At 65.5% G+C, this 25,041-nt stretch carries 19 protein-coding genes; 10 read left to right on the forward strand and 9 right to left on the reverse strand.

The genetic code is table 11. The annotated features are described in order from the left end of the window. Positions 1-17: 17 nt before the first annotated feature. Positions 18-2,351, forward strand: coding sequence for an arylsulfatase (locus L2Y97_RS19600; RefSeq protein WP_247429971.1), 2,334 nt, complete (start codon positions 18-20; stop codon positions 2,349-2,351). 35 nt (positions 2,352-2,386) lie between these two features. On the opposite strand, the gene L2Y97_RS19605 is transcribed toward L2Y97_RS19600, so the two are convergent. The 6 genes from L2Y97_RS19605 to L2Y97_RS19640 all read right to left on the reverse strand — a co-directional run bounded on the left by L2Y97_RS19605 (position 2,387) and on the right by L2Y97_RS19640 (position 13,402). Continuing rightward, the gene (locus L2Y97_RS19605; protein ID WP_247429974.1) at positions 2,387-3,412 is read right to left on the reverse strand and encodes a phospholipase C/P1 nuclease family protein; all 1,026 of its coding nucleotides are present in this window, start codon (positions 3,410-3,412) and stop codon (positions 2,387-2,389) included. 15 nt (positions 3,413-3,427) lie between these two features. Further along, on the reverse strand, positions 3,428-6,115 hold the full coding sequence (locus tag L2Y97_RS19610; protein WP_247429977.1) for a TonB-dependent receptor: 2,688 nt from the start codon (positions 6,113-6,115) through the stop codon (positions 3,428-3,430). 262 nt (positions 6,116-6,377) lie between these two features. Then, the gene (locus tag L2Y97_RS19615) at positions 6,378-6,902 is read right to left on the reverse strand and encodes a GNAT family N-acetyltransferase (RefSeq protein ID WP_247429979.1); all 525 of its coding nucleotides are present in this window, start codon (positions 6,900-6,902) and stop codon (positions 6,378-6,380) included. A gap of 1 nt (position 6,903) precedes the next feature. Continuing rightward, positions 6,904-11,340 (reverse strand): autotransporter-associated beta strand repeat-containing protein, encoded by a 4,437-nt coding sequence (locus L2Y97_RS19620; RefSeq protein WP_256452058.1) that lies wholly within the window; start codon positions 11,338-11,340, stop codon positions 6,904-6,906. Between the two features lie 69 nt (positions 11,341-11,409). Next, complete coding sequence (locus L2Y97_RS19635; RefSeq protein WP_247429981.1) at positions 11,410-12,225, reverse strand: sulfotransferase family protein; 816 nt, start codon at positions 12,223-12,225, stop codon at positions 11,410-11,412. Between the two features lie 178 nt (positions 12,226-12,403). Then, positions 12,404-13,402 carry an AraC-like ligand-binding domain-containing protein gene (locus L2Y97_RS19640; RefSeq protein WP_247429982.1) on the reverse strand — a complete coding sequence of 333 codons (999 nt, stop codon included), beginning with the start codon at positions 13,400-13,402 and terminating at the stop codon, positions 12,404-12,406. A 223-nt stretch (positions 13,403-13,625) separates the two neighbouring features. Here L2Y97_RS19640 and cysD point away from each other — a divergent pair, with 223 nt between their 5' ends. Both cysD and cysC read left to right on the forward strand, forming a co-directional pair. Then, the gene (gene cysD, locus L2Y97_RS19645) at positions 13,626-14,543 is read left to right on the forward strand and encodes a sulfate adenylyltransferase subunit CysD (RefSeq protein ID WP_247429984.1); all 918 of its coding nucleotides are present in this window, start codon (positions 13,626-13,628) and stop codon (positions 14,541-14,543) included. Further along, positions 14,543-16,414, forward strand: a complete 1,872-nt coding sequence (gene cysC / locus L2Y97_RS19650) for an adenylyl-sulfate kinase (protein WP_247429985.1) — start codon at positions 14,543-14,545, stop codon at positions 16,412-16,414. The genes cysD and cysC overlap by 1 nt, the downstream gene beginning before the upstream one ends. Here the strand turns inward: cysC and L2Y97_RS19655 are convergent. From L2Y97_RS19655 to L2Y97_RS19665, 3 genes are all read right to left on the reverse strand, one after another. After that, on the reverse strand, positions 16,338-17,045 hold the full coding sequence (locus tag L2Y97_RS19655; protein WP_247429987.1) for a hypothetical protein: 708 nt from the start codon (positions 17,043-17,045) through the stop codon (positions 16,338-16,340). The genes cysC and L2Y97_RS19655 overlap by 77 nt on opposite strands. Positions 17,046-17,058: 13 nt before the next feature. Then, entirely contained in the window at positions 17,059-17,625 is a 567-nt protein-coding gene (locus L2Y97_RS19660; protein WP_247429989.1) for a DUF6932 family protein, read from the reverse strand. A gap of 114 nt (positions 17,626-17,739) precedes the next feature. Beyond that, positions 17,740-18,603: a YicC/YloC family endoribonuclease gene (locus L2Y97_RS19665; RefSeq protein WP_247429991.1), complete on the reverse strand. Its 864-nt coding sequence runs from the start codon at positions 18,601-18,603 to the stop codon at positions 17,740-17,742. A 75-nt stretch (positions 18,604-18,678) separates the two neighbouring features. Here L2Y97_RS19665 and rph point away from each other — a divergent pair, with 75 nt between their 5' ends. From rph to L2Y97_RS19700, 7 genes are all read left to right on the forward strand, one after another. After that, positions 18,679-19,410 carry a ribonuclease PH gene (rph, locus tag L2Y97_RS19670; protein ID WP_247429992.1) on the forward strand — a complete coding sequence of 244 codons (732 nt, stop codon included), beginning with the start codon at positions 18,679-18,681 and terminating at the stop codon, positions 19,408-19,410. Then, positions 19,407-19,919: a GNAT family N-acetyltransferase gene (locus L2Y97_RS19675; RefSeq protein ID WP_247429994.1), complete on the forward strand. Its 513-nt coding sequence runs from the start codon at positions 19,407-19,409 to the stop codon at positions 19,917-19,919. Before rph ends, L2Y97_RS19675 begins: the two co-directional genes overlap by 4 nt. Next, positions 19,919-20,512, forward strand: a complete 594-nt coding sequence (gene rdgB, locus L2Y97_RS19680; RefSeq protein ID WP_247429996.1) for an RdgB/HAM1 family non-canonical purine NTP pyrophosphatase — start codon at positions 19,919-19,921, stop codon at positions 20,510-20,512. Before L2Y97_RS19675 ends, rdgB begins: the two co-directional genes overlap by 1 nt. Further along, positions 20,509-21,666: a radical SAM family heme chaperone HemW gene (gene hemW, locus L2Y97_RS19685; protein WP_247429998.1), complete on the forward strand. Its 1,158-nt coding sequence runs from the start codon at positions 20,509-20,511 to the stop codon at positions 21,664-21,666. Before rdgB ends, hemW begins: the two co-directional genes overlap by 4 nt. A 126-nt stretch (positions 21,667-21,792) precedes the next feature. Then, a complete protein-coding gene (locus tag L2Y97_RS19690; protein WP_247430000.1) occupies positions 21,793-24,030 on the forward strand; it encodes a DUF1631 family protein in 2,238 nt (745 codons plus the stop codon). After that, positions 24,027-24,374, forward strand: a complete 348-nt coding sequence (locus L2Y97_RS19695) for a PilZ domain-containing protein (RefSeq protein ID WP_247430002.1) — start codon at positions 24,027-24,029, stop codon at positions 24,372-24,374. Before L2Y97_RS19690 ends, L2Y97_RS19695 begins: the two co-directional genes overlap by 4 nt. A gap of 57 nt (positions 24,375-24,431) precedes the next feature. Beyond that, positions 24,432-25,040, forward strand: coding sequence for a hypothetical protein (locus L2Y97_RS19700; RefSeq protein WP_247430004.1), 609 nt, complete (start codon positions 24,432-24,434; stop codon positions 25,038-25,040). Position 25,041 lies beyond the last annotated feature (1 nt).

Here is a 25,041-nt window from a genome sequence, read left to right on the forward strand (position 1 = left end):
CCCCGGAGAACACCACCATGGCCAGTAAGACCGCCGCCGCGCCTGCCGCCTCCGCCGCCACGCCAGATATCCTTCCCCGGCCGGATTTCCACTTCCCCGGCGAAGTGGGCCGAACCTACCTGGAATCGGACCCCGCCCAGTTCCCTAAACCGGTCGCGGCACCGGCAGGGGCCCCGAATATCCTGCTCATCCTTCTCGACGATGCCGGGTTCGGCCAATTCAGCACGTTCGGCGGTGCGGTGCCCTCGCCCACCATGGACCGGCTGGCGAAGGAGGGGCTGCGCTTCAACCGGTTCCACACGACCGCCCTGTGCAGCCCGACGCGCGCAGCGCTGATCACCGGCCGCAACCATCATTCCGCCGCGTTTGCCGGCATCACCGAGCTGGCCACCGGATACGACGGCTACACGTGCATCCTTCCGCGCAGCTGCGGAACAGTCGGCGAGGTGCTGCGCCAGAACGGTTACATGACCGCGTGGATCGGCAAGAACCACAACACGCCCACGTGGGAAACCAGCGCCGCCGGCCCATTCGATCGCTGGGCCAACGGCCTGGGCTTCGATTACTTCTACGGGTTCAACGGTGGCGACATGAACCACTGGAACCCCATCTTGTACCAGAACCGCGACCTGGTCCCGGCATCGACCGATCCTGACTACCACCTCACGACCGACCTGGCGGACAAGGCGATCGCCTGGGTGCGCCAGGCCAAGAGCATCGCACCCGACCAGCCCTACTTCCTGTACGTGGCGACCGGCGCGACACATGCGCCACACCACACGCCCAAAGAGTGGATCGACAAGTTCAAGGGGCAGTTCGACGGCGGATGGGATGCGTATCGTGAAAAGACCCTGGAACGGCAGAAGAAGCTCGGCGTGGTGCCTGCTGACACGAAGCTCACCACACGCTCGAAAGGCCTGCCCGCGTGGGATTCACTCAATGCGGACCAGAAGCGGCTGTATGCCCGCATGATGGAAGTGTTCGCCGGGTACGGCGCCCACTGCGATGCAGAGATGGGCCGCGTGGTCGACGCCTGCAAGGCACTCCCCGACGCGGAGAACACGATCATCATCTACATCGCCGGCGATAACGGCTCGAGCGCGGAAGGCGGCATCGAAGGCTCACTCTGCGAAAACATGTTCTTCAACGGCTTCCCCGAGAAATGGGAAGACAACATCAAGGCCATCGATGAGCTGGGCGGACCGCGCCACTTCAATCACTTCCCGTCGGCGTGGGCGCACGCCATGAACACGCCGTTCCAGTGGACCAAGCAGGTGGCCAGCCACTTCGGTGGTACGCGCAACCCGATGATCATTTCGTGGCCGGCAAAGATCGGTGAGAAGGGCGCGTTGCGCAGCCAGTTCCTGCACACGATCGATATCGTGCCGACCATTTATGAGCTGTGCGGCATCACGGCACCCCGCGTGCTCAACGGTATTGCGCAGAAGCCGATTGAAGGCAGGAGCTTTGCCAGCGCGCTACACGACGGCAAGGCACCCGCGCCGCGCAGTACGCAGTACTTCGAACTGGGCTGCAACCGCGGGCTATACCACGATGGCTGGATGGCCTCGGCACCGTCCTTCGTCCCATGGGACCCTAACCGCGGCGAATGGGATCCTGACAAGGCCGTGTGGGAGCTCTACCACATCGACGAGGACTTCTCGCAAGCCAACGATCTTGCCGCAACGTATCCCGAGAAGCTGCGGCAACTGGAGGACATGTGGTGGGTGGAAGCGGCGAAATACAGCGTACTGCCGCTCGACTGGCGCGCGACGATCCGCATGAACGCCGAACTGATGGGCCGCCCCAGCCTGACCGGCCACCGGACGGAGATGACCTACTACCCGGGCACCATCGGCGTGCCTGATGCGGCCTCGCCGCGCATGTGCAACCGCTCGTGGACCATCACCGCCGATATCGAGGTACCGGCGAAGGATGCCAACGGCATGATCGTGACCCACGGTGGGCTGGAGGGTGGTTACGGGCTGTACCTGCGCGATGGCAAGCTGACGTTCGTCTACAACTTCCTCAGCATCGATCGCACCACGATCGCTGGCGACACCACGCTACCGGCTGGCCCGACCACCGTATCCGTGGAGTTCAGGTACGACGGCGGCGGCATGGGCAAGGGCGGCGAGTTCACCCTGAAGGCGGGTGGCAAGACCCTGGCCACCCGCCGTATCGAGCGCTCCATCCCTATCCAGTTTTCGCTCGGCGAAGGCCTCGACATCGGCATGGACGTGGGTTCAGCAGTGGACTTCACGTACGAGCTGCCCTTCGCGTTCACCGGGAAGATTCACAAGGTGACGATCAACCTGGGCAAGCTGGATATTGGCAAGGCACCTGCGTAGCTCTGGCGTGCAGGCCGCCTCGTGGATCGGACGGCCTAACGCAATGACGGCGACGGATCGGCTGGTGCCGATCCGGTCTCCGGGTTGTACGCAGGGTTCGCGCTATCCGTGGGACCGGGCACATGGGGTGTGCGTGGCAATGCACTTTCGCGCCATGCCCTGTAGACAAGATCGCGCAGCATGGTCGCGCCGGCCGCGGTGCGCTGGTAGATGAGTGCACGCGCCTCGGTGTCCTTCGGATCCGTCCAGGCGCCCCGCTTGTCCAGCTGATACACCTTCTCGACGCTGTCACCGGATTTCGACAGGTAAGCCAGCACCGCATCGAACACATCGCCATCGAGCGGATTGACCGCGGGCACCCGTCGGAGCAGGTCTTGGTCAGTCAGGTTGATCGCGTCGACAAAGCCACTCTCCATGCGGCTGTGGATCTTCGGATCCCTCGTGTAGTCCTTCGGATCGGGGCCTTGCCAGCCATTGTGGTGGATCGTGACATGGAGGGGCTGGGCGCCATCGCCTACGTAGTGACCCATCCATGCTACGTACATGGCACAAGCCGTTTCGATATGCGCCGTATCCTCGCCATGGGTCTGGCGCTCGCGATACGAACGGAAGCCGGTCACCAGGTGGCCGTAGACTTCCACGAGCGCATACGGCAGCGTGCCGGTCCAGCGCACGTTGGTCCGTACCGCCTCAGGCGAATGCGCCGCCGCCAGACGCTGCTGTTCCTTTTCGAGCGCCAGGATGAACTCGAACCGCGAGCGCGGGATCGGCTTCAGAAAGGCAAACTGTTCCTGGAACCAGCCATGGTTCGGGTCCTCCTCCATTTTCGAGAACGGCGTCGCATCGTCGCGCCAGTCGTCGGGCAGCGTGGCCGAATCCTCGATCAGGCCAATGTAGTTACGCAGGAATACCGGGCCATCGGCGGGCAGGCTCTCTACCGCCGTGCGGTCGATGACGGCGTGGCCGCGATGGCCCCAGCCAAGAGCGGGGCCTGCTGCCAGGGTGATAGCCATGGCAATCGCGGCGGCAAGGCCACGGGCACGGCGGGGTGAGAGATTCATCGGCAGCCCTGTCGGTTAGAGGTCGTACTTCACATGGAGGTAGTACGTGCGCCCATAGTTGTTGAGGTTACGCATGTACTGGTAATGATCGCCTACGGTTTCGTACTGATCCTTGCCGAACAGGTTGGCCACGCTGAGCGAGGCCGACCAGTGGTCGTCGAAGGTGGTGTCCCACGAGGCGTCGGTAACGTAGCGCTGGCGGAAGCCGCGATCCTGCCATGGATTCGCGCCGATGGTGATGAGGTAGCGGTCGGTGAAGTTCTCGGTGACGGTCAGGCGGCTACGCAGCGCAGGCACCTGCCAGGTCACACCCAGGTTCGCGATATTTCGCGGCTGGTTCAGAAGCTGGTACAGGGTCCGCGTGCCATTGGCGCTGGTGTAGTTCATCCGGCCATCCATGTGCGTGGCGTTGAACAGCACGTCGAATTTCTGGCTCGCGAACGCCATGTCGCGGCTCACCAGGGAGAACTCCACGCCCTGGACCTGCGAGGTATCGACATTCTCCGGCGTCACGATCGTGACCAGCCGGCCAAACGCATCGGTCGATTCCTCACTGACGCTGACGATATCGGACTGGATCTTCTTCTTGAACCAGGCCAGCGATGCGTAGGCCTTGCCATCGTTGAAGTAATGTTCGATCGAGGCGTCCATATTGAAGGACTTCTCGGGCTTCAACCCGGGGTTACCCCGGGAGATGGTGCACTCGGCATCGTCACCGCAGGTTTCCACTTCGGCCTGGGCGATGTTGGAGGGCACGGGACGGCCAATGGTGCGGCTTAGACTGACACGCACGTTCGTGTCGTCGGTCACGTGGGTCGTGACGTTCAACGAGGGCAGCGGGTAGTGGTAGCTGCCATCGTTCTTCGTCTTGCCCGATACCACTCCGTTGCTGATCGTGGGCGTATCCGCGACATACGTGGTGTCGTCGTAGCGCACACCCAGCACGGCTTCCACCACCGGCGTGGCGTAGTGCAGCGACAGGTAGGCGTCCTTCACCTTCTCGGTGTAGCCAAAGTCGGAAGCCTGGCTGTTGTAGAGCGACGAGGCCTGGTTCACGCCCAGGGTGGACCAGCCGCCGTTGGCCAGGAAGGCCGGCAGGTCGAAGAACGGCAGCGAGTACATTGCCTTGGGGTAGTTCCAGCCGGGGTTGTACAGGCCACCGGCCAGCGTGCTACCCGTCGCATAGATCTGCTGGGTGTAGTCGGTGGCCACGTTCATCCGCTTGTACTCCGCGCCCGCGGCAAGCCCGAAGCCCTGGGCGTCGGCGCCGATGTTCTTTCCAAAATCCAGGCGAACGTCGCCAAGGCCCGCGGTGCCTTCGGTTTGCTGCTGATTGGCACTGCTCACCTTGTAGAGGGAGTTCGTGATGATCGAAGGATCGGCCAGCGAGGTCATGTTGAAGATCTCGCCCTTGCTGTCCGAGCCGTAATACATCGTCGGATCGCCGCTGGGGGTCGCCGTGAGCTTCATGTTCGCCTGGTCGACATTCACCCGGTCACGGGTGTACCCCGCCGTGAAGCGCAGGATCGAGTCATCCTCGTGCCACTCGACGTTGCCGATAAGGCCACGGTTATTGCGCGCCCAATTCTTGTTGCCGAAGATCACATTGAGGCTCTGCAACGGGGAGCTGCCCGCTACGGCGGTCTGACCGGCTACTGATTTGGCGGCGTCGAATTCGTAGCCGTTTTCCGTGCGCTGCTCCTCCATGCCGTAGCCGTAGGCCATGAGCGAGGCTTTCAGCGGGCCGTTCGTTGGCCACCACTCGAGCTTGACCGAGCCGCCGTAGGTCTTCACCCGGCGGTTATCCGCGTAGTAAGCAATGTTGTACGGCGCGGCCAGGCCATTCCAGCCGCTGGCCACGTTGGGACCGGCGATGTTCGCGCCCGCTTCGTTATAAAAGTACTGCGAGGTCTGGAACAGCTTGTTCTGGTTCGCGTTGTACTCCTGGTGGCGAGCCGAGACGGTGAGGCCGAACTCGTCATCGCTGCCAAAGATGGTCGAGTACTTGGCATTCACGCCGTCGCCGAACAGGGAGCGGGTCTTTGGCTGCGCGTTGTGGCCGCCGTCGTTCTCCAGGTCGTGGTGGTTGACGTTGGCGTCGACGTGCAGCGTGTTCTTCGCGAAATCGAAGGCGCTGTTGCTGACCAGATTGATGGCGCCGCCGATGCCATCGGGGTTCTGCTCCGCCGAGAAGGTCTTGTACACATCGATACGGTCAGCAATATCACTGGGAATCAACTGCAGGTTGATCGATCGTGAACCGCCGCCCTCGTCGCCCACCGATGCCATGGTCAGGCCATCGAGCGTGGTGCTATTGAGGTTGGATTCGATACCGCGCACGGTGATGTAACGGGGCTGATCTTCGTCGCGCGTGACGCTGACGCCCGGGGCCAGCAGCAGGCGCTGGGCAATGGAATCCTCCTGCGCGTGGACCTGGATGCTGTCGCGATCGATCGAATCGACCAGGACGCTGGCGTTCCTTTTCTTAGCCAGCTCGGTGTCGGTAACCGCTGTGGTCGCGGCAACGCTTACGCCGTCCAGGGTCGTGGTCTCATTGGCCGGCTTCTTCCGCGCCGCCGGCGCAGCTGCATCCGTATCGGCATTCGACGTCGGGTCGGTATCGCCCGCCCGGGCATGCGGTGCGGTCAGGGCCAGGCTGATCGCCAGGGCAAGCAGGGCCATTCCCGGGGCACGGGACGGCATACGAGCAACTCGCATCTTGTCATTCTCGCAGCGGTTTCAATCGATCTAATTTCGCGAGCTCGGATGACAGGCGGCTTACACACGCGTGATTCGTGCCTGCGGAAACTACGCAGACTTTCGAGGAGGTGACGCAGCTAACATTTTTGGCTGCAGGGGCGCCTGAACGAAGAACGGCGTGACCATGGGCACATGTCGCCCCCGTCCTCGCCTTGTATGCGCGCGTGGTTACTCGCGGCCACCTAAATCGCGCGAAAGCGCGCTCCTACAAAGTACTCCGGTCAGGGTGACTCGTGAGCGTACGCTCGACGAGCTCGCCACCCTCGGCGGTTTTGCCGATCGATACAAAGCCAAGCCCCGCGAGAAGGCGCATGCCACCACGTCGTTCGATCTTGCGGTTCTCGATCCCGGCAATGAGGCGCCGCGGTGCACCGGGCTCCGTGGCAAGCGCCTCGAAGCCGCGGATCATCCGGCGCATCATGCGCACACCCAGGCCCGGGTGGCGGTGGGCTTTGCCGATATAGATACGAACGTAGCCGTAGCTGCGCTGCGTATCGTCAAAGCCGATCGCCACCGTGCATACGCCGACAACGTCACCCGACAGGGCATCTTCCAGCACGCAGGCGACCTCCCACGCACGACGCCATGCCTCATCGGGGCTGGCGATCGCACGTTCACGCAGCCAGAAGGCGACCACCGCCTGGCGGCGGTGCGGCGCCAGCTGGCCGAAGACCCAGCGCACGGCATAACCATCGAGCTTCGCCGGCGCGGGTGGGTTGCCTGCCGCCATCTCAGAAGTGCTTGGTGAAGCCGACGCTGAGGGCGTTGGCGTTCAGATGGCTGCTGAACTGGCCCTGGTAGTCCAGGTACATGTTCCACGATGCGCCGGCCTGCGCCGTGATGCGTGCGCCGACCGTGGTCATGCCGCGGCCGGTTGTGTCGCCGGGCAACGCGAATGCCGTGCCGTCCTGGCTGAGCGCGTTAACCGTCGGGCCGTTGCCGTCGCGGGTGTCATAGCGATAGCCCACGTCGAACTGCGGCACGTAGGTGACGCCGCCGGCCGTGAACGCGCGCGAGAATGCCAGCGCCACGTACGGCTGCATCGTTGTGTAGGTGCTGCGCGTACCTTGCAGCGCAAACGATGCTGCCAGCGGACTCGTGCTTACCACCGTGTCGTGGAAGCCATCCAGGCGCTGGTGCTGGTACAAGGCACCCACCGCCGGCGTGACCTGCCACTGCGCCGCCGCGATCGGCCACGCAGCCTGGATCGCTGCCGCCGTCGTGCTGCCATCCGGGCTGCTTGTCGCCTGCCCGGTGCCGGTCTGTCGGTTGAAACGGTAGCTGGCATGCGACTGGTCGATCAGGCCCGAGAGCACGATCGGGCCCGCGTTGGCGAACGCATAGACGCCGCCATGCACGTTGTCGACATGGCCGTTACCGCCGTGGCGGTCGTTCGCGTTGATGCGATCGATGCCACCCTCCAGACCGATGTGCATGACATCGCCCGCAGCGACATCACCGCCGGCCTGCAGGCCGAACGTCGTGCTACGCAGACCGTTTTCGCCCGTCAGCTCGTTGCTGCCGCCGGTATATTGCGCCCACAAACCATGGCCGCATGACGTTGCGATGTTGCTGCCGCGCGCCGCATCGCCGTTGCCGCATGAGGCCTCGGCGGGACGCAGCGTCGCGCCGAGCACGGTGTTCATCGACTGCTGGCCGGCCAGGTTCGCCGCGTGCATGAGGTTGGCGTAAAGGCCACTGTCCAGCGGAGCCACGACGGAGGACGCAGGCGGCGTTGCCGGTGTGGACGGCGTGGATGGCGTGGACGGATTGGTTGGGTTGGTGGGCGTGGAACCGGTGTCGGTCGGCGAGAGCGACAAACTGACTGCCGTGCTCGTATAGCTCACCGAAGCGTTCGCCGTCGTCGGCACGGCGCCGCTGGAGGTGGTGCTCGCGAACTTGCCCGTCACGCTATCGGCCTGGAGCAGCGTATAGGTGCTGGTCGTGTAGGTGCCAGGCGCGTAGACGAGGCTGAGCGTGCCCGCCAGCGAGGCGGTGCCGTGTACCAGTAGCTGCGAGGCCTCGGTCGGCGTCACGTCGATCTGCAGCGTGCCGCCAGCGTTCTGGGTGTAGTTGCCGTTGATGGTGAGCAGGCCCACCGAACCACCCGGCCAGACGATGCCGTCGCTTACGACGTTGCCATCGATGGTGCCGTGGCCGCGCAGCGTGCCGTTGGCCTCAACCATCACCTCACTGGTGATCGCCGCAGCCGCGTGATCGGCATCGCCCACCTCAAGGGTGCCGGCCGTCACCGTCGTCGCACCGGTGTACGTGTTCGCACCATTAAGGATGAGCATGCCGGTACCGGTCTGGGTCAGCGTGCCGGTGCCGCTGATCACGGCGCCATAGTGCACCGTGTCCGCGCGGTTGAAGATGAGTGTAGCGTTGTTCGCCACGTCGCCTTCGAGCATACCGGTGACGCCATCGCGACTCACGAGCAGCTGGCCGGCGTTAATCGTGGTCAGGCCGGTATAGGTGTTGTTGCCGGTCAGGGTGAGCACCCCCGCGCCGTCCTTGGTCAATGAACCGTCGCCGCTGATCACGCCGCTATACGTTCCATCGGTCGCCTGGTTGAACGTAAGGTTTGCCGTGGCGCCCGTATCCGGTGCAAACGTCACGTTGCCGGCCAGGCTATCGGTATTCGCCACAAGCGAACCGCCACTGATCGTCCACGACTGCGCGGCGCTGGCCGTGCCTGACAGCGTCATGGTGCCCGTACCAGCCTTGCCAAACTGGGTAAAGCCCTGGATGAACGTGCCACTGCCCACGGCGCCGGTCGATGCGAGGTCGAACGTCGTGGTGATATCGCTGTGGAACGTGATGGTGTCGCCGCCGTTGGCATCACCGCTGGTGCTCACGATGTTGCCGGAGAACGAGCCGCCATCGCGAATGATCAGGTGATTATCGCCGCCGCTAAACGCCACGGCGGCGGCCTGGGTACCACCTGTCACGGCGCCACCGGCGATCGTACCGGCGTTATCCACCGTCGCACCACCGGTCGAAACGACGCCCGCGCCGCCGTCGCCGTAGGCGTTCAATGAGCTGGAGCCACCGGCGCCGCCACTGATGAGGCCGCCTGCAGCATTGATCAGCGTGAAGCCCGAACCGCTGACACCCGCGCCGCCGGTACCACCGGACGCCTGCGCGGACGTATTGCCAGAGCCGGCGTACTTACCCGCGCCAGCGAAGCCGCCCGAGCCGCCAAGGATCCGCCCGCTGTTCGTGAGCTTGAAGCCCGAACCCGTGACGCCGGCACCGCCGGCGCCGCCGTTAGCGGGGGCCGGGAGGCTGGCACTGGCGGTGTATTTGGATCCCCTGCCGCCTGCACCACCCGCGATCTGGCCGCTGTTGGTCAAGGTGAAACCGGTACCGCGCACGCCGTCACCACCCTTGCCGGCACCGCTCACGCCTGCAGTCGTGGCGTAATAGCCTGCCGCGCCACCTGCGCCGCCGGAAATAGAGCCGCTGCTGGTCAGGCTGAAAGAGGTGCCCGTCACACCGGCGCCACCGTTGCCGCCTGCTCCGCCGAATCCGGTGGATGCATTGAGGCTCCTGCCGCCCGTGCCGCCGTTTCCGGCCTGGATGCTTCCCGTGCTGTTCAATGTAAAACCGTCGCCGGTGACGGCGTCGGAACCATCCGTGCCGTTCGAACCGTTGTTGTCAGCCAGCGTGGTTCCGCTTACACCACTGCTGCCGAGGATGTAGGTCAGCGAGGCCGTATCGGGCAGGCCCAGGATGAGCGACGTGCCTGCGCCAAGCCGGAAGCTGCCGACGTACTCCTGGTCGCTGGCGAGATTCAGCGTACCGCCCGTCACCGTCCAGTTGCCGTCGACCTCATCGTTAACGTCGGTGAGAGTCCACGTGCTGTTGCCGGTTTTGGCAAACGTGTTGAAGCCCCTGATCGTTTGCAGCGAACCCGATCCGATCGCCGCCGTGCTCAGCGTGGCATCGGTGTCGCCGCCCAGGGTCAGGGTATCGCCGCCCTGGCTGATCACCTGGCCGATGAACTGGTAACCCGCTTCCAGGATAAGGTTGTTGCCGCCGCCACTCAGCTCCACGGCGTTCGCACGTGAGCCATCGCTGTTGAGTCCGCCTGAGATAAGGCCGCTATTGGTGATGGTCGCATCACCGGTGGCAATCACGCCGACGCCGGCAACACCCGCCGCACCGGCGATGCCAGCCACGCCGCTGGCGCCGTTGATGCCAAACGGGGAGGACCCTGCGCTGCCCCCTGCACCCGCGGCACCCGCATTACCTGCATCGCCGCCAGCGATCGTACCGGTGTTCGTCAGGATGAAATGCGCCCCACTGATGCCGGCACCACCGTTGCCGCCCAAGCCACCAATGCCACCCGCTCCACCCGTGCCGGAACGGCCGTACTTGCTATAGCCGCCGCGGCCACCCTGCCCGCCGGCACCGCCGTTGCCGCCGCGCCCACCGCTGATAAGGCCGGAGTTGGTCAACGTAAAGCCCGCGCCGCTCAGGCCGACGCCGCCGTTGTTACCCGCTCCCCCGGCACCGCCCGCGCCGCCCGCTCCGCCGGATCCGTAGTAGGCCCCGCCCCCCGTACCACCGGCAGCCCCAACGCCGCCCGCCCCGCCCGCACCCGCGTGGATAGTGCCCGTATTGATAAATACTCCGGGCGATACCACGCCATTGCCGCCTGCCGCGCCAGCACCGCCCGTGCCACCGACGCCACCCATGCCTCCCGCACCGTAAACGCCTCCATAGGCGCCCGAGGCACCGCCACCGCCATTACCACCCGCGCCGCCACCGCCGCCAGAAACGTCGCCGCCGTTCGCCTCGGTTACGCCTGCGTCATCCAGGGCCGAGCCTCCAGCGGTGCCGAGGCCACCGGCGCCACCCGTACCACCGTTTGAACCGTTGACGCCCGGCGTGCCATCGATCACCGAGCCATCGTCGGTTGGCTGCGTCGGCGTGGTCGTGGCCGGCGGGACGGGCGCCGCGAAGGCTGCGGTCGGTATTGCACACAGCAGCGAACCGGTGAACAACGCGAGCGCGGCAGCCGCGAGCGGACGCAATGATGGCGGCGACTTGCGCTCATCCACGCTTGCCGACACACCCCCTCGCGGACTGCTCGCCACTTCCGAAGTCACCTGCACGGCGCCAAGGGCGCGATTCCAAATCAAACGATAGATACGATTCATGGCAATGGCCCCCTGTGGCCAATGAGCGTGATGGTGCTGGTTTTTTTCTTTTGAATGAGAGGTACGGCGTCAGACGACGCGCACGCCCCGTGGATTCATGGCTGGATCGAGCCAGAAGGAGTCATTGGCGAAGCGGTGGAAGACATCGGGCGGTAGCACGCTCATGCGTTCGCGCACGGCGATCTTCGCCCGCACCTCGTGCAGGCCGGGCGTGCCCACGCGCTGGTCGAACTCGTCGGCCTGGTAGCTGACGTTGTCGAAATCGTGGGCGTACGGCGCTTCACCAAGGAACTCGTAAACCGCAGCGATCGCACGTGCCGGGTCGCTGACCAGCGACTCGTACTGCAGCAGCATGAGGTTTGACGTCTCGTCGCCGTAAAAGGCTTCCTTCAGGGCGTTGTACGGGCCGCCGACCATGCCATCGCCATTGGCCAGGCCATCGGCACGCGCGTAGACGCTACCGCCGGGCTCGTAGTTGAAGATCGCTGACGGTTGCAGTGCGTTCCGGCGGATCAGCTGTTCGATGCTGTCGATGATCCACGAGACGTGGCGCACGCAAGCGATTACCTTGCCCTGCGGGAAAAGCAGGCGCAGGTGGCGCATCTTTCCGCACCAGCTCCGGTTGGTATCGAAGATCACCCCGGCGGCGTATTCCGGCCCGTAATAGCTATCGAACAGCCCCGAGAGCATGCGCTGGCGCTGCGCATCGCTAATGAACACGGAGTATTCGTTACGGCCGCTCAACTCCCCCAACAAGGTTGTGAAGGCGCCGCCCAGCGGCCCGCTCATGCCGGCGTGGAACCGCGGGTTCTGACTCAGAATGGCTGACAGCAACGTCGACCCGGACCTTGGCAGGCCCGAGATAAAGTGAAACTGGCGGTTCATCGGTCCCCTCGGGGGGCTCGCAGCCCCCATGGCTCAGCCCCCTGTAGGACGGAGCACCCCCTTTTGTGACGCAGTTATCACTTTCTCGGGCAGGACCGATGCTAGGGGCGGAGCGTCCGTTTCAACATGTCTGCGCGTCCCATTTGGGGGACGCTGGTACCAGACACCCGCCTGGCCTTCACGCCAGCTCACGCAGGGCGCTATCCCAGCGCCGGACCATCATCGCGACCGGGGATGACTGGGCCCCGCCCATACTGGCGGCGCGGTAGGCACCCGGTGAAATACCGAAGGCCTGCTTGAACAGGCGCCCCGCGTGGCTCTCACTGGAGAACCCGAGTTCGGGCGCCAGCTCGGAGAGGGCGCGGCGGTCGTGGGTGCGATCATCGAGGTGGCGGCGCAGCTGCTCCACCCGGCACATCTGGATGTACCGCGCCACGCCACCCTGAGGTTCGAACAGGCGGTACAGTGCGGCCCGCGACATGCCCGTCGCCGCCAGGATGCGCTGCACGGAAAAGTCGGGATGGGTCAGGTTGGCGTCGACCAGGCGGCGTACGGTTTCCCGCCGCACGTGTTCCTGCCGATAGAAATCCGAGCGCGCCGCCGCACCCACGGGGTGAATGGCGATCGAGAGCAGGTCCACCAACGACCGCGTAACCGCGGCGTGTGCGGCTGGGGCAAGGCAGGGGGCCTGCCGGACCAGCTCACGCAGCAAGGCGCCCAGGAGCGCGCCTTCGCGCGCACCGATGCGGCAACCATGCAGGCTGCCGACATCCCCTGCGGCGGCTCGCATCGCGTCGCGCGCCAGGCTCACTGTCACCAGTTCCACGCCAGCCGAGCTGCTTTCCATCGGCTCACGCGTATCCAGGAGCAGCGTTTCGCCGGGATGCACGGGCGCGGGCTTGCCGAACTGTCCTCCCGAAAGCTGGCCGCTCACGACGTGATGGAGCACGAAGTGATCGAAGCCATCCCGGTCGATCCGCGTGCTGCGGTAGTGACGCACGCCACCGTAGGAACGCGAAAACAGCAGGTAGCGGTCGAGCCGCCAACTCCGCACGCGGGCAAAGAACGGTGAGGCAAGCCGCTCCACATCCGAGCCCGACGCATAGAGCTCGCCGTACTGCTGGAACGCGTCATCCGGCGCCAGGCCTTCGCTATCGAAGGCGAACAGCTCGCTCACCGGGACACCCCGGTGGCCGGCGCAAGGACCGGCATAAGTTTTTTGTACAGCAAACGGTCCTCCCCCGACCCGAAGCGCCCTCCCCGGGCAGCCACGACGATGCCACTCTTGATCTGCGCGGCGATCATAGCAACGCCCCACGCCGCAAATGTCTACACGGGCCGCCTCCCGGCATCGCGCCCACCGGTGCTAGCATCGTGTGATACAGGGACCTATTTTTCGCATGCCCAACCGATTTCCTGCCGATACCGATCACCTCGACGCGCTCGAGGCGGAGGGCATCCATATCATTCGCGAAGTGGCGGCATCGTTCCGCCACCCCGTCATGCTCTACTCGATCGGAAAGGACTCGACGGTTCTTCTCCACCTCATGCGCAAGGCGTTCGCGCCCGCCAGGCCACCCATCCCCTTGCTCCATGTCGACACCACATGGAAATTCGCGGAGATGATCGCTTTCCGCGACCGCGTGGCTGCGCAGGACGATGTGCGCATGCATGTCCACATCAATGAGGATGGCCTTCGGCAAGGCATTTCCCCCCTGACCCATGGCGCCACGGTGCACACGGACATCATGAAGACCGAGGCGCTGAAGCAGGCACTGACCGCCTTCGGTTTCGATGCGGCGCTCGGTGGAGCGCGGCGCGACGAAGAAAAATCCCGCGCGAAAGAACGGGTATTTTCGTTCCGCACCGCGCAGCACCGCTGGGATCCGCGTAACCAGCGCCCCGAACTGTGGAACGTGTACAACACCCAGGTTCACAAAGGCGAAAGCGTACGCGTCTTTCCCCTGTCCAACTGGACGGAACTGGATGTCTGGCAGTACATCCGCCGCGAGCGCATCGAGGTGGTACCGCTTTATTTCGCGCGCATGCGGCCCACGGTGGCGCGTGATGGCGCATTGATCATGGTCGACGATGACCGCTTCATGCTGCGCGAGGGCGAGGTGGTGGTTGAACGCATGGTCCGCTTCCGCACGCTGGGTGACTACCCGCTGACGGGCGCCATCAAGTCGTCGGCGCAAACCCTTGACGACATCATCGACGAAATGCAGGTTTCGCGCACCTCCGAGCGCCAGGGCCGCGTCATCGATCACGATCCGGGCGCATCGATGGAGCGCAAGAAGCAGGAAGGCTATTTCTGATGAATGACGCGAGCCTCGCCACGCAAGCACACGGCGGCCTGCTGCGCTTCATCACCTGCGGCAGCGTGGATGATGGAAAGAGTTCATTGCTCGGCCGGCTGCTGTATGACGCCGGCATGGTGCCGGATGACCAGCTGGCAGCCCTTGTCCGCGATAGCGGCGCGAGCGGATCGGTACCGACTGGCGCCATCGATTTCGCGCTGCTGACCGACGGGCTGGACGCCGAGCGCCAGCAAGGCATCACGATCGACGTGGCGTACCGCTATTTCCATACCCCGAAGCGCGCGTTCATCGTGGCGGACTGCCCGGGCCACGAGCAGTACACGCGGAACATGGCCACCGGCGCCTCAACCGCGAGTCTCGCCGTCGTACTCGTCGATGCGCGCAAGGGGCTGCTGCCACAAACGCGACGCCATACGTACCTATGTGCTCTGATGGGCATCCGGCAGGTCATCCTGGCCGTGAACAAGATGGACCTCGTCGCGTTTTCGGCGCAAGCGTACGGCGCGATCGTCGAGGAATACGTTTCGCTGGCGAACAGCATGGGCATCACCCAGGTCGACGCGCTTCCGGTCGTGGCGATCGACGGCGACAACATTGGTTCCTCATCGTCGCGCATGCCGTGGTACATCGGGCCGCCCCTGCTCAGGCTGCTTGAAACCGCGACGCTACCCGCGCCGGACAGCACGGCGTTCCGCATGCCCGTGCAGTGGGTGAGCCGCCCCGACCAGCGCACCCGCGGCTATGCAGGCACGGTAGCCAGCGGGAGCCTCTCGATCGGCGACGAACTCGCGGCGCTTCCTGGCAAGCGAACCGCACGGGTCACTGGGATACTGGTGGCAGGGGACCCCCAGCCCGCGGCGCGGGCCGGCCAGGCCATCACCGTCACGATCGATCGCGAGATCGATATCTCCCGCGGCGATGTCCTGGCTGCCGTCGAAACACCTTGCGAGGTCTCGTCGCATTTCGCATGCCACGTGGTGTGGATGGGCGAAGACGCCCTTCTCCCGCACCGCACCTACCTGCTACAGATGGGCACGAGCACGGTCAACGCGCGTGTCACCAGCATCAAGCACAAGGTGGATGTCGATACGCAGGCGCAACTGGCCGCCACGCGACTTGAGCTCAACGAGGTGGCGTACTGCAACCTGGAGACGGATGCGCCGTTGGCATTCGAACCGTTCGAGACCAACCGCACACTGGGCGGCTTCATCCTGATCGACCGTGCGACGAACGCGACAGTGGCTTGCGGCATGATCCATTTCGGCCTGCGCCGCTCGGCCAACGTCCAATGGCAGCACCTGGACGTGGACAAGCGCCTGCGCTCCACCGCCAAAGGCCAGCGCCCGCTATGCGTCTGGCTCACGGGCCTGTCCGGCTCGGGCAAATCCACCATCGCCAACCTGGTGGAGCGCAAGCTCGCCGATAGCGGCTTCCACACCTACCTGCTCGATGGCGACAACGTCCGCCACGGCCTGAACAGCGACCTGGGTTTCACCCCCGAGGCGCGCGTGGAAAACATCCGGCGCCTGGCCGAAGTCGCCCACCTCATGGCCGACGCCGGCCTCATCGTGCTGGTCTGCGCCATCTCGCCCTTCCGCAACGAACGCCAGTTCGCCCGCGAGCGCTTTGCCGAGGGCGAATTCATCGAGGTCTTCGTGGATGCCTCGCTCGATGCGTGCGAGGCGCGTGACCCGAAGGGCCTTTACAAAAAGGCCCGCGCGGGCGACATCAAGAACTTCACCGGTATCGATTCACCGTATGAAGCACCTGAGCAGGCAGATGTGCACCTGATCACTGACCGGACAGCGCCCCTAGAGCTGGCTGATTCGCTCTATGAAGTGGTCGAGACGCGAATTCGCGCGCCCTGATCTGCCGACGGCCAGTCCATGCCAGGTAAGCCATCTCGATAGCTTTGGCGGGGAAACTCAGATCGTTATCGCCCTCCACGATACCTAACCCAGCACGTGCCCCGGAAAGAATGCCCAGTAGTCTCTCGATCTCACCGGCAGCACGTTCGCTGACCGAACTGAGCGCTGAATCGGTCGATTCGCTTCCAACGATGGCGGCAATACATTCGGTGACCCGATGGATCACCGCGGACACATCCGGCCCGCCGGCACAGCGTTCCGACGTGACTTCTCGCACCATCAGCCCTTTGCCTGTCGGCAGCATCGTGACCTTGACCGGGACGGTGACTGCCACGTTCGTATCGCTGTGCATGGCAAGGGGCGCCATCGACGTGGCTTGCAAGTCGAGCAGGCGACGGAATGACAGGGCAATGTCATTTGCCAACGCAAGGTCGATGCCGAAGGGATACTCTTTCGCCCCATCGAAAAGGTGCAGCTCCACCTCGCCCACGTCGTAGGGAAGAGCTTCAAATTCGGCCAGCTCCTGCTCCAGCATCCGCACACGCGCCGGCACCTGAATCATATCCAGCGGGTTCTGCTCGGCGAAGGCGCGTTCCTCCATGGCTCGCCACCAATTGAGGTGCATGCGCATGTCGCGAATTTTCTCAGTGCGTATCATCCTTGGCCTCGAGTTGCTCAAGCATGTCGCCGTCATCACCCAGATCGATCCGCAGGATCCCTTTCCAGGTATTCGTATCGCGCTGGTGCCCGAAGAGGCCGAGCCAATACGAGGCGTGGCTAATAAGTTGCATGGGTGGCATCGTGGTGTCGACAAAATATGCGTCGCACCCGAAGGTCGACCTCACGCCGTGCGAACTGAAAAGTGAGGTTTTTTCGCTGAGCGCGTCGAAAAGTTGCTCTCGGCACGGACGTGACGCAAGCAATGGTGCGAACGTGACAACGTCCAAATCCGCCGGCGGTTGCCCGCGCGTCGCCTCAGAATCTTCCACAAAGCTGCCATCGATCCACTGAAAACCGTCCCGCAAGCCAAACTCCCATAGCTCCCGGCGATATCTGAGGAACCCACGAAGGAGTTGACGGCGGTGAAGCGTCCCTCCAAAGCGCTCGATAAAGTCGACTATGTGAGTGGCATGGGGTGAGAGTTCTGCTGGAAGGACACGGCTGCCCGACGTTGGCGGCAGCAAGCCATCCGAAGTGAATGCGGGGATCACGAATCATCCTTCCTGGTTGATTCGGGCATTCTGAGCCGGCACCGACGGCCCGCGTATTCGGCGGCGCCCGACGCGCGACCTAAGGTCTCAGCAGGGAGACGCGTCAGGTACGCCTTACTCGATGTTCTGCACCTGCTCCCGCATCTGCTCAATCAACACCTTGAGCTCAACGGCAGCATTGGTCGTGCGCGAATCCACCGACTTCGAGCCCAGCGTGTTCGCCTCGCGGTTGAATTCCTGCATGAGGAAATCGAGGCGGCGGCCCACCGGCTCCTTCAGCGCCAGCACGCGGCGGGCTTCGCTGATGTGCGTGGTGAGGCGGTCGAGTTCTTCGTCCACGTCGATACGGGTGATCTGCAGCACCAGTTCCTGTTCCAGGCGGCCCGGCTCCACCGGCTGGCGCACATCGGCCAGGCGGGTTTCCAGCCGGGCGCGCAGCGCCGTGCGGATCTCCGGAAGCCAGCCGCGCACGTCGCCGACGATCTTCTCAATGCCGTCGAGGCGCTCGCGCAGGATCTCGCCCAGCTTGGTGCCTTCGCGGCCGCGGGTATCGGAAAGCGCATCCAGGGCACGATCCAGCACATCGAGCAGCGCGGCCTGCAGGGCATCCGCATCGGCCTCGGGCTGCTGCAGCACGCCCGGGAAGCGCAGCAACTCGGTGAACTCCACATTCATCCGCGGGAAGCGCTGCTCCAGGTCCAGCGCCAGCTCGGAGAGCTGGGCCAGCATCTTGCCGTTGATGCGCAGGCCCTCGCTGCTGCCCTGTTCGCTGCGCAGGCGCACGGTCACATCGACCTTTCCACGCGAAAGCCGGGTGGCAATGCGCTCGCGCAGGGCGCTTTCAAAGCTGCGCAGGTCCTCGGGCAGCCGGGGGCTGATCTCGAGGTAGCGGTGGTTCACGGTGCGCAGCTCGCAGGTGAGCGTGCCGGACGGGCCCGCGCTCTCGGCGGAGGCGTAGGCGGTCATGCTACGGATCATGGGGGCGGGCTCGCGCGTGAAGGAAAGGTGGCAATGGTAAACTGACCCACCGCCCGCGCCCAACCCAGGCCCCACATGACCTTCTCCCGACCCAGCGGCCGCGCCGCCGACCAGCTGCGCAACGTCACGATCGAGCGCCACTACACCCGCCACGCCGAGGGCTCCGTGCTCGTCAGCTTTGGCGATACCAAGGTGCTGTGCACCGCCTCGGTGGAAGAGCGCGTGCCACCGTGGCTGCGCGGCAAGGGCGAGGGCTGGGTCACCGCCGAGTACGGCATGCTGCCCCGCGCCACCACCGACCGCACCCAGCGCGAAGCCGCGCGCGGCGGCCAGGGTGGCCGCACCATGGAAATCCAGCGCCTGATCGGCCGCTCGCTGCGCGCCTGCGTCGATCGCGCCGCCTTGGGCGAGCGCGTCATCACCCTGGATTGCGATGTGATCCAGGCCGATGGCGGCACCCGCACCGCAGCGATCACCGGTGCCTACGTGGCCCTGGTCGATGCGGTGGGCACCCTGCTCAAGCGCAACGCGATCAAGCGCGACCCGATCATGGGCGCCATCGCCGCTGTCTCGGTAGGCATCTACAAGGGCGTCCCGGTGCTGGACCTTGATTACGCCGAGGATTCCAACTGCGACACCGACATGAACGTGGTGATGAACGACGGCGGTGGGTTCATCGAGGTGCAGGGCACGGCCGAAGGCCACGCCTTCCGCCGCGACGAGATGAACGCCCTGCTCGACCTGGCCGGGAAGGGCATCAACGAGCTGGTGCTCGCCCAGCGCGCTGCGCTGGAGTCCACGCCGTGACCGCCGAGGTGCGGCCGGCGACGCCGGAAGACCTCGACGCGATCGTCGCGGTACACCATGCGGCGTTCGGCCGGCCCAACGAAGGCGACCTCGTGCGCCGCCTGGTTGATGCCGGCCACGCCACGATCTCGCTGGTGGCCGTCGATGACGACGACGCGGTGATCGGCCACGTGCTGTTCTCGCCGCTTACCGTCGAGACCGGCGACGACGGCAAGGCCCTCGGTCTCGCCCCCATCGCCGTGCTGCCGGATCACCAGCGCCAGGGCGTAGGCCATGCCCTGATCGAGGAAGGCATCGGCGCCTGTTTCGTCGCCGATGCCCGCGCCGTGTTCGTGCTGGGGTCGCCGGCCTACTATGCAAAATTCGGCTTCACCAAGGCCTCGGCGCACGACCTGCACGATGCGTTCGAAGGTGGCAATGCCTTCCAGGTGCTGCCGCTGACCATCCATGGCCTCGAAGGCTACAAAGGCCGCGTCAGCTACGCGCCCGCCTTCTCGGAAGGCCTGTGATGCGCATTGTCCTGGCCTCGGGCAACGCCGGTAAGGTGGTGGAACTGGAACAGCTGCTCGCCGGCTCGGGCGTGCAACTCGTTCCGCAGACGACTTTGGGCGTGAGCGATGCGGATGAAACCGGCCTGACCTTTGTCGAGAACGCGCTGATCAAGGCACGCCATGCCGCGCGCGCCACCGGCCTGCCCGCACTGGCCGATGATTCGGGCATCTGCGTGGATGCGCTCCATGGCGCCCCGGGCCTGTACGCCGCCCGTTATTCGGGCGTGCACGGCGATAGCGCCGCGAATAACGCCAAGCTGCTGCGCGAACTCGACGGCGTGCCGATGGAAAAGCGCACCGCGTATTTCATCGCCGTGCTGGTACTGCTGCGCCATGCGGACGATCCGGCACCGCTGATCGCGGAAGGCCGCTGGCACGGCCGCATCCTCGAGGCGCCGCGTGGCGCCGGTGGCTTCGGTTACGACCCGTTGTTCCTCCCCGATGGCTCCGAACTGGGCGCCGCCGAGATCGAGCCTGCGCTGAAAAACCGCCTGAGCCACCGTGGACAGGCGCTGGACGTACTGAAGGCACGCTTCGCCGAGCTCGCATGACCACGCTGTCGCCCCCGCTGTCCCTGTACGTCCACATGCCGTGGTGCGTGCGCAAATGCCCGTACTGCGATTTCAACTCGCACGGCGTGCGTGGCACGCCCGAATACGCCACGTACGTGGATACGTTGCTGGCAGACATGGACGCGGACCTGCGCGACTTCGGTGGCATGCTCGCTGGGCGGCGCATCGAGACCGTGTTCTTCGGCGGCGGCACGCCCAGCCTGTTCACCCCGGAACTGATCGGCCGCTTCCTCGACGGCGCGCGCGAACGCCTGCCCTTCGTCAACGGTGCGGAAGTCACCCTGGAAACCAACCCCGGCACGGTCGAGCACGGCCGCTTCGATGGCTACCTCGCTGCCGGGGTAAACCGTATTTCCTTCGGCGTGCAGAGTTTCGATAACGACAAGCTGCACCGGCTGGGCCGCATCCATTCCGCGCACGAGGCGGCCGATGCGGTACGCCAGGCGCAGGATGCCGGCATCGACAACATCAACATCGACCTGATGTACGCCCTGCCCGACCAGGATCTGGCCGGTGCGCTGGATGATGTCGACAAGGCCATGGCGCTCGGGCCGACCCACATCTCGCACTACCAGCTCACCCTGGAGCCGAATACCGCCTTCGCCGCCAACCCGCCCCCGCTGCCCGATGACGATGCGGCCTGGGCGATCCAGGAAGCCTGCCAGGAACGGCTGGCGGCCGGTGGTTATGGCCAGTACGAGGTTTCCGCCTATGCCCAGCCCGGTCGCCGTTGCGCGCACAACCTCAACTACTGGCGCTTTGGCGATTACCTGGGCATCGGTGCGGGCGCGCACGGCAAGGTGAGCGGCCCCGATGGCATCCGCCGCCGCTGGAAGTCCCGCCTGCCCGCCGCCTACCTTTCGGCTGCCGGCGGTCCGGCCCGCATCGGAGGCGATAGCGTAGTCGCTGGCGACGACCTGCCTTTCGAGTACATGCTGAACGCGTTGCGCCTGATCGATGGCGTGCCCATCAGCGACTTCGCCGAACGGACCGGCCTGCCCCTCGACGCGATCGCACCAGGCCTGGCCGAGTGCCGCCGCCGGGGCTGGATCGACAACGATCCAGCTGCCCTGCGCACCACGGCGTTGGGCCAGCGCTTCCTCAACGACGTCATCGAAGCCTTCATGGCCTGACCGGCCGCTCACGTAGGCTGAGACCTACACCGTTTGCCTTAGGTCTTATGCCTCCCGGGCCCCCGCTGGCGCGCGGGGCGGATGGCCGTCTAAACTTGCGGCCAAGGCCGGGGAGGGGCCTAACTCATGAATCCTGGCACGCCGCCGTTCGGCCGGACGGGACCGCATCCCGTCGCCTTATCGCCGCGTGCCGAACGCGAGGCGCAGCAGGGCCTGTCCCTGTGCCTGACATGGCTGGATATGCCATTGCGCGAAGCCTTGCGTGATTTCGACCAGCGCCTGTTCGCCGTCGCCGAAAGCAGCCGTAACCACCTGGAGCAGCAGGACTGCTTCGAGAGCCGTGGCATCGTCCAGCGCGAGGGCCCGGCCTTCCGCAACCGCTTCGCCTCGCACCTCTCCGAACGGTTCCGCCACCTGGGGGAGCCCACCGGGCGCCCGGCCGCCAATGACTACGCCGGCATGAACCTGAGCCTGGTGGATCCGGAAGAGCAGGAACAAACCGACGCGCTGTCGAGCATGGCCGCGCGTGCCGAGGCACGCAGCGCCAGCAGCCTGTTTGAACTGGGCTACCGCCTGGCGGTGCTGGCCGGCACGCCCCCGCTCGAGGGCGAGGCGCTGCCCGCCGGGCCGCGCGCGTTGACGGCAGCCTTGCAGGCGGCCATGGAAACCATGCCGCTTACCCCGGCGCACCGGCTCATCCTGTTCCAGGCGGTGGATACCCGCGTGCTGGGGCACACCGAAGCGTTCTACGGGGCACTCAACGAACACTACCGGACGCGCGGCATCCTGCCCGGTTTCCGGGTTTATCCGAACGTGCGCGTCAGCAGCGCGCCAGCCGGCGACCGACGTGCACGCGCCGGCGAAGGCGGCGCCGGCGAAGCCGGCATGGGAGCGGGCACAGGCACGGGTGGCGGCGGAACCGGAAGCGGCAGCGGCGCGACACCCGAAGGCAACATCGGCGTGCTGGAGAGCCTGCGCCAGTTGCTCTCCCAACGTGCCCAGACCGGCCGTGGCGCCGGGTTCGCCCCGGGCCGCCTGGCCTCCGATGATGAACTGCAAACCGCCCTGCTCGCCCTGCAGGGCCACGTCAGTGACGTCACCGATGCGGCCCAGCGGGAAATCCGTACGGCCGGCGCCCTGCGCGATGAATTGCTGGCCCAGCTCAACCGTGGCCGCCCGGCCGGCTCCCCGCTGGCCGAGCTGACGATCGAGCAGGGCGATACGGTGGAACTCACCGCCATGCTGTTCCAGAACCTGGGCCAGCAGATGGGCGCGGCGAGTGCCGGCCGCCGCGTGTTGGGTGGCCTGCAATGGCCCATGCTGCGCGCGGCGGTGAACGATCGTGGCTTCTTCGACCAGCCCGAGCACCCGGCGCGCCAGCTGCTCAACACGGTCAGCGAGGCCGCGCACCACTGGCTGGATCCCGCGGAAGGTGAACCCGATAACGCCCTGCTCGATCGCCTTGAGCGGCTGGTCGTGGATGCCAGCGCCGCCCAGGTCATCGACCCGGCGTGGCGCGCCGACATCGAAACGCAGATCGCACAGCTGTCGCGCAAGGCGCATGTCGCCGAGCGCCGGCAGATCGAAGCGATGGAAGGCCGCGACCGGCTGGAGCGTGCCCGCCAGCGCGCCGGCGAAGTGATGAGTGAACGCATGGTGGCCGGCAGCACGCCGCGCGGCGTGCTGCGCATTCTGCTGGAGCGCACGTGGGCCGATGTGCTCGCCCTGCATATCCTGCGTGGCGGCGAAACCGGCGAGGCCTACCTGCATTGCCTGGGCGTGACCGACCAGTTGCTGGGCCGCCGCCCGGTCACCGACAAGCAGAAGCTGCGCCAGGAAGTGGAACGTGGCCTGGAGCATCTGGGCATGCATCCCTCGGAGGCCGCCCAGGTGGCCGCCGGCTTGTTCGAGCCCGCCCAGGAACGCCAGAGCGACGATACGCCAACCGCCACCGATGTGGCGATGCGCCTGAAGCAGCGCCCCCGCCTGGGCGAAGGCACGGCACACGGCGAAACGGTCGCCCCGGTGGAACCGACGCCGCTCGATACGGCGGCACGCGCTGTCTACGACAGCTTTGCCAGCCTTCGCTTCGGCACATGGTTCGAGTTCACCCAGGCGGATGGTGAAGTGGTGCGCCGCAAGCTCGCCTGGTTCTCACCGGCCACGGGGCGCTGCCTGTTCGTGAACCAGCGCGGCATGCGCACCGACGATATCGACCTGACCCGCCTGGCGCGCATGGTGTCCTCGGGCGAAGCCCGCGAATGGCGCGAGGAGCGCGTCCCGCTGATCGACCGCGCATGGCAGGCCGTCGCGCGTGCCCTGCGCCGCGAGCGGATGAGTGAACGGATGGCAGGCCACGCATGAAGAACGAATTCGAACAGCGGCGCGCCCCACGCAAGCGAGCCACCTCGCCCATGCCGGTCGTGGATGTGATGAACGATGCGGTGCTGGGCCAGCTCGGCAACCTGTCGGCCACCGGCATGATGCTGCTCGGCACGCGCGAGCCGCGTACCGGGGCCGTGCACCAGGTGACGTTCAACCTGCCCGATGCCCAGCACCGCGAGCATGCGGTGGTGATCGGCATCCAGGAGCAGTGGCACGAACCGGCCGCCTCGGCCGGCCAGTTCTGGTCGGGCTACCGCATTATCTCGGGCAGCGAGGATGACGTGCGCGCCATCGATGAGTGGATCGGGCCGCCTGCCGACTGAACGGTTGCCATCGGTGGCGCTTTACCGCGATAGCCGCGAAGGGCCACCATCGCCACGATGAACCACCCGACGACCCTGCTTGTGGATACCACGCTCGAACGCGACGATGCCGCCGCGGCCGCCACCAGCCTGTACCTGAAGCTGATCGGCGACGGCACGATTTCAGCCGTGGTCGATCCGGGGATGGATGCGCCTTTCAAGGTGGTCGACCACCAGCTGATGGCCGATACCGGCATCTTCGCCATCGGCCTGCACGCCAGCGGCCACCACTGGGTAGACGATGGCCAGCGCGCGCTGATGGTGGATGGTGGCCCGGAGAACGGCATTTTCTGCCGCTACGACGGCAGCTTCACCATCCGCTGCCCGCAGTGCCAGGAGCGGCTCTCGCCGGGTGACGAGGGCAGCGAAGCCCTGGAAGAGGCCCTGGCCGTTTGGTGCGATTCGCCGGATTCGGCCTTCGTCGCCTGTCCCGGCTGTTCCACCTGGACACCCCTGACCCACTGGGCCTCGCCGACCCACGACTTCGCGGTGGGCCACTTCGCGATCAGCCTCCACGGTGTGCACCTGCGTTCCTTCACCGATAGCCTCGACCACGCCGCCATTGCGCTGCGCCTGCGCCTGGGCGACCTGGCCAGCGACTACACCGTGGTCTATTCCGCCGCGTAAG

The sequence above is a fragment of the Luteibacter aegosomatissinici genome (assembly GCF_023078495.1).
In the GTDB taxonomy this organism is placed as follows: domain Bacteria; phylum Pseudomonadota; class Gammaproteobacteria; order Xanthomonadales; family Rhodanobacteraceae; genus Luteibacter; species Luteibacter aegosomatissinici.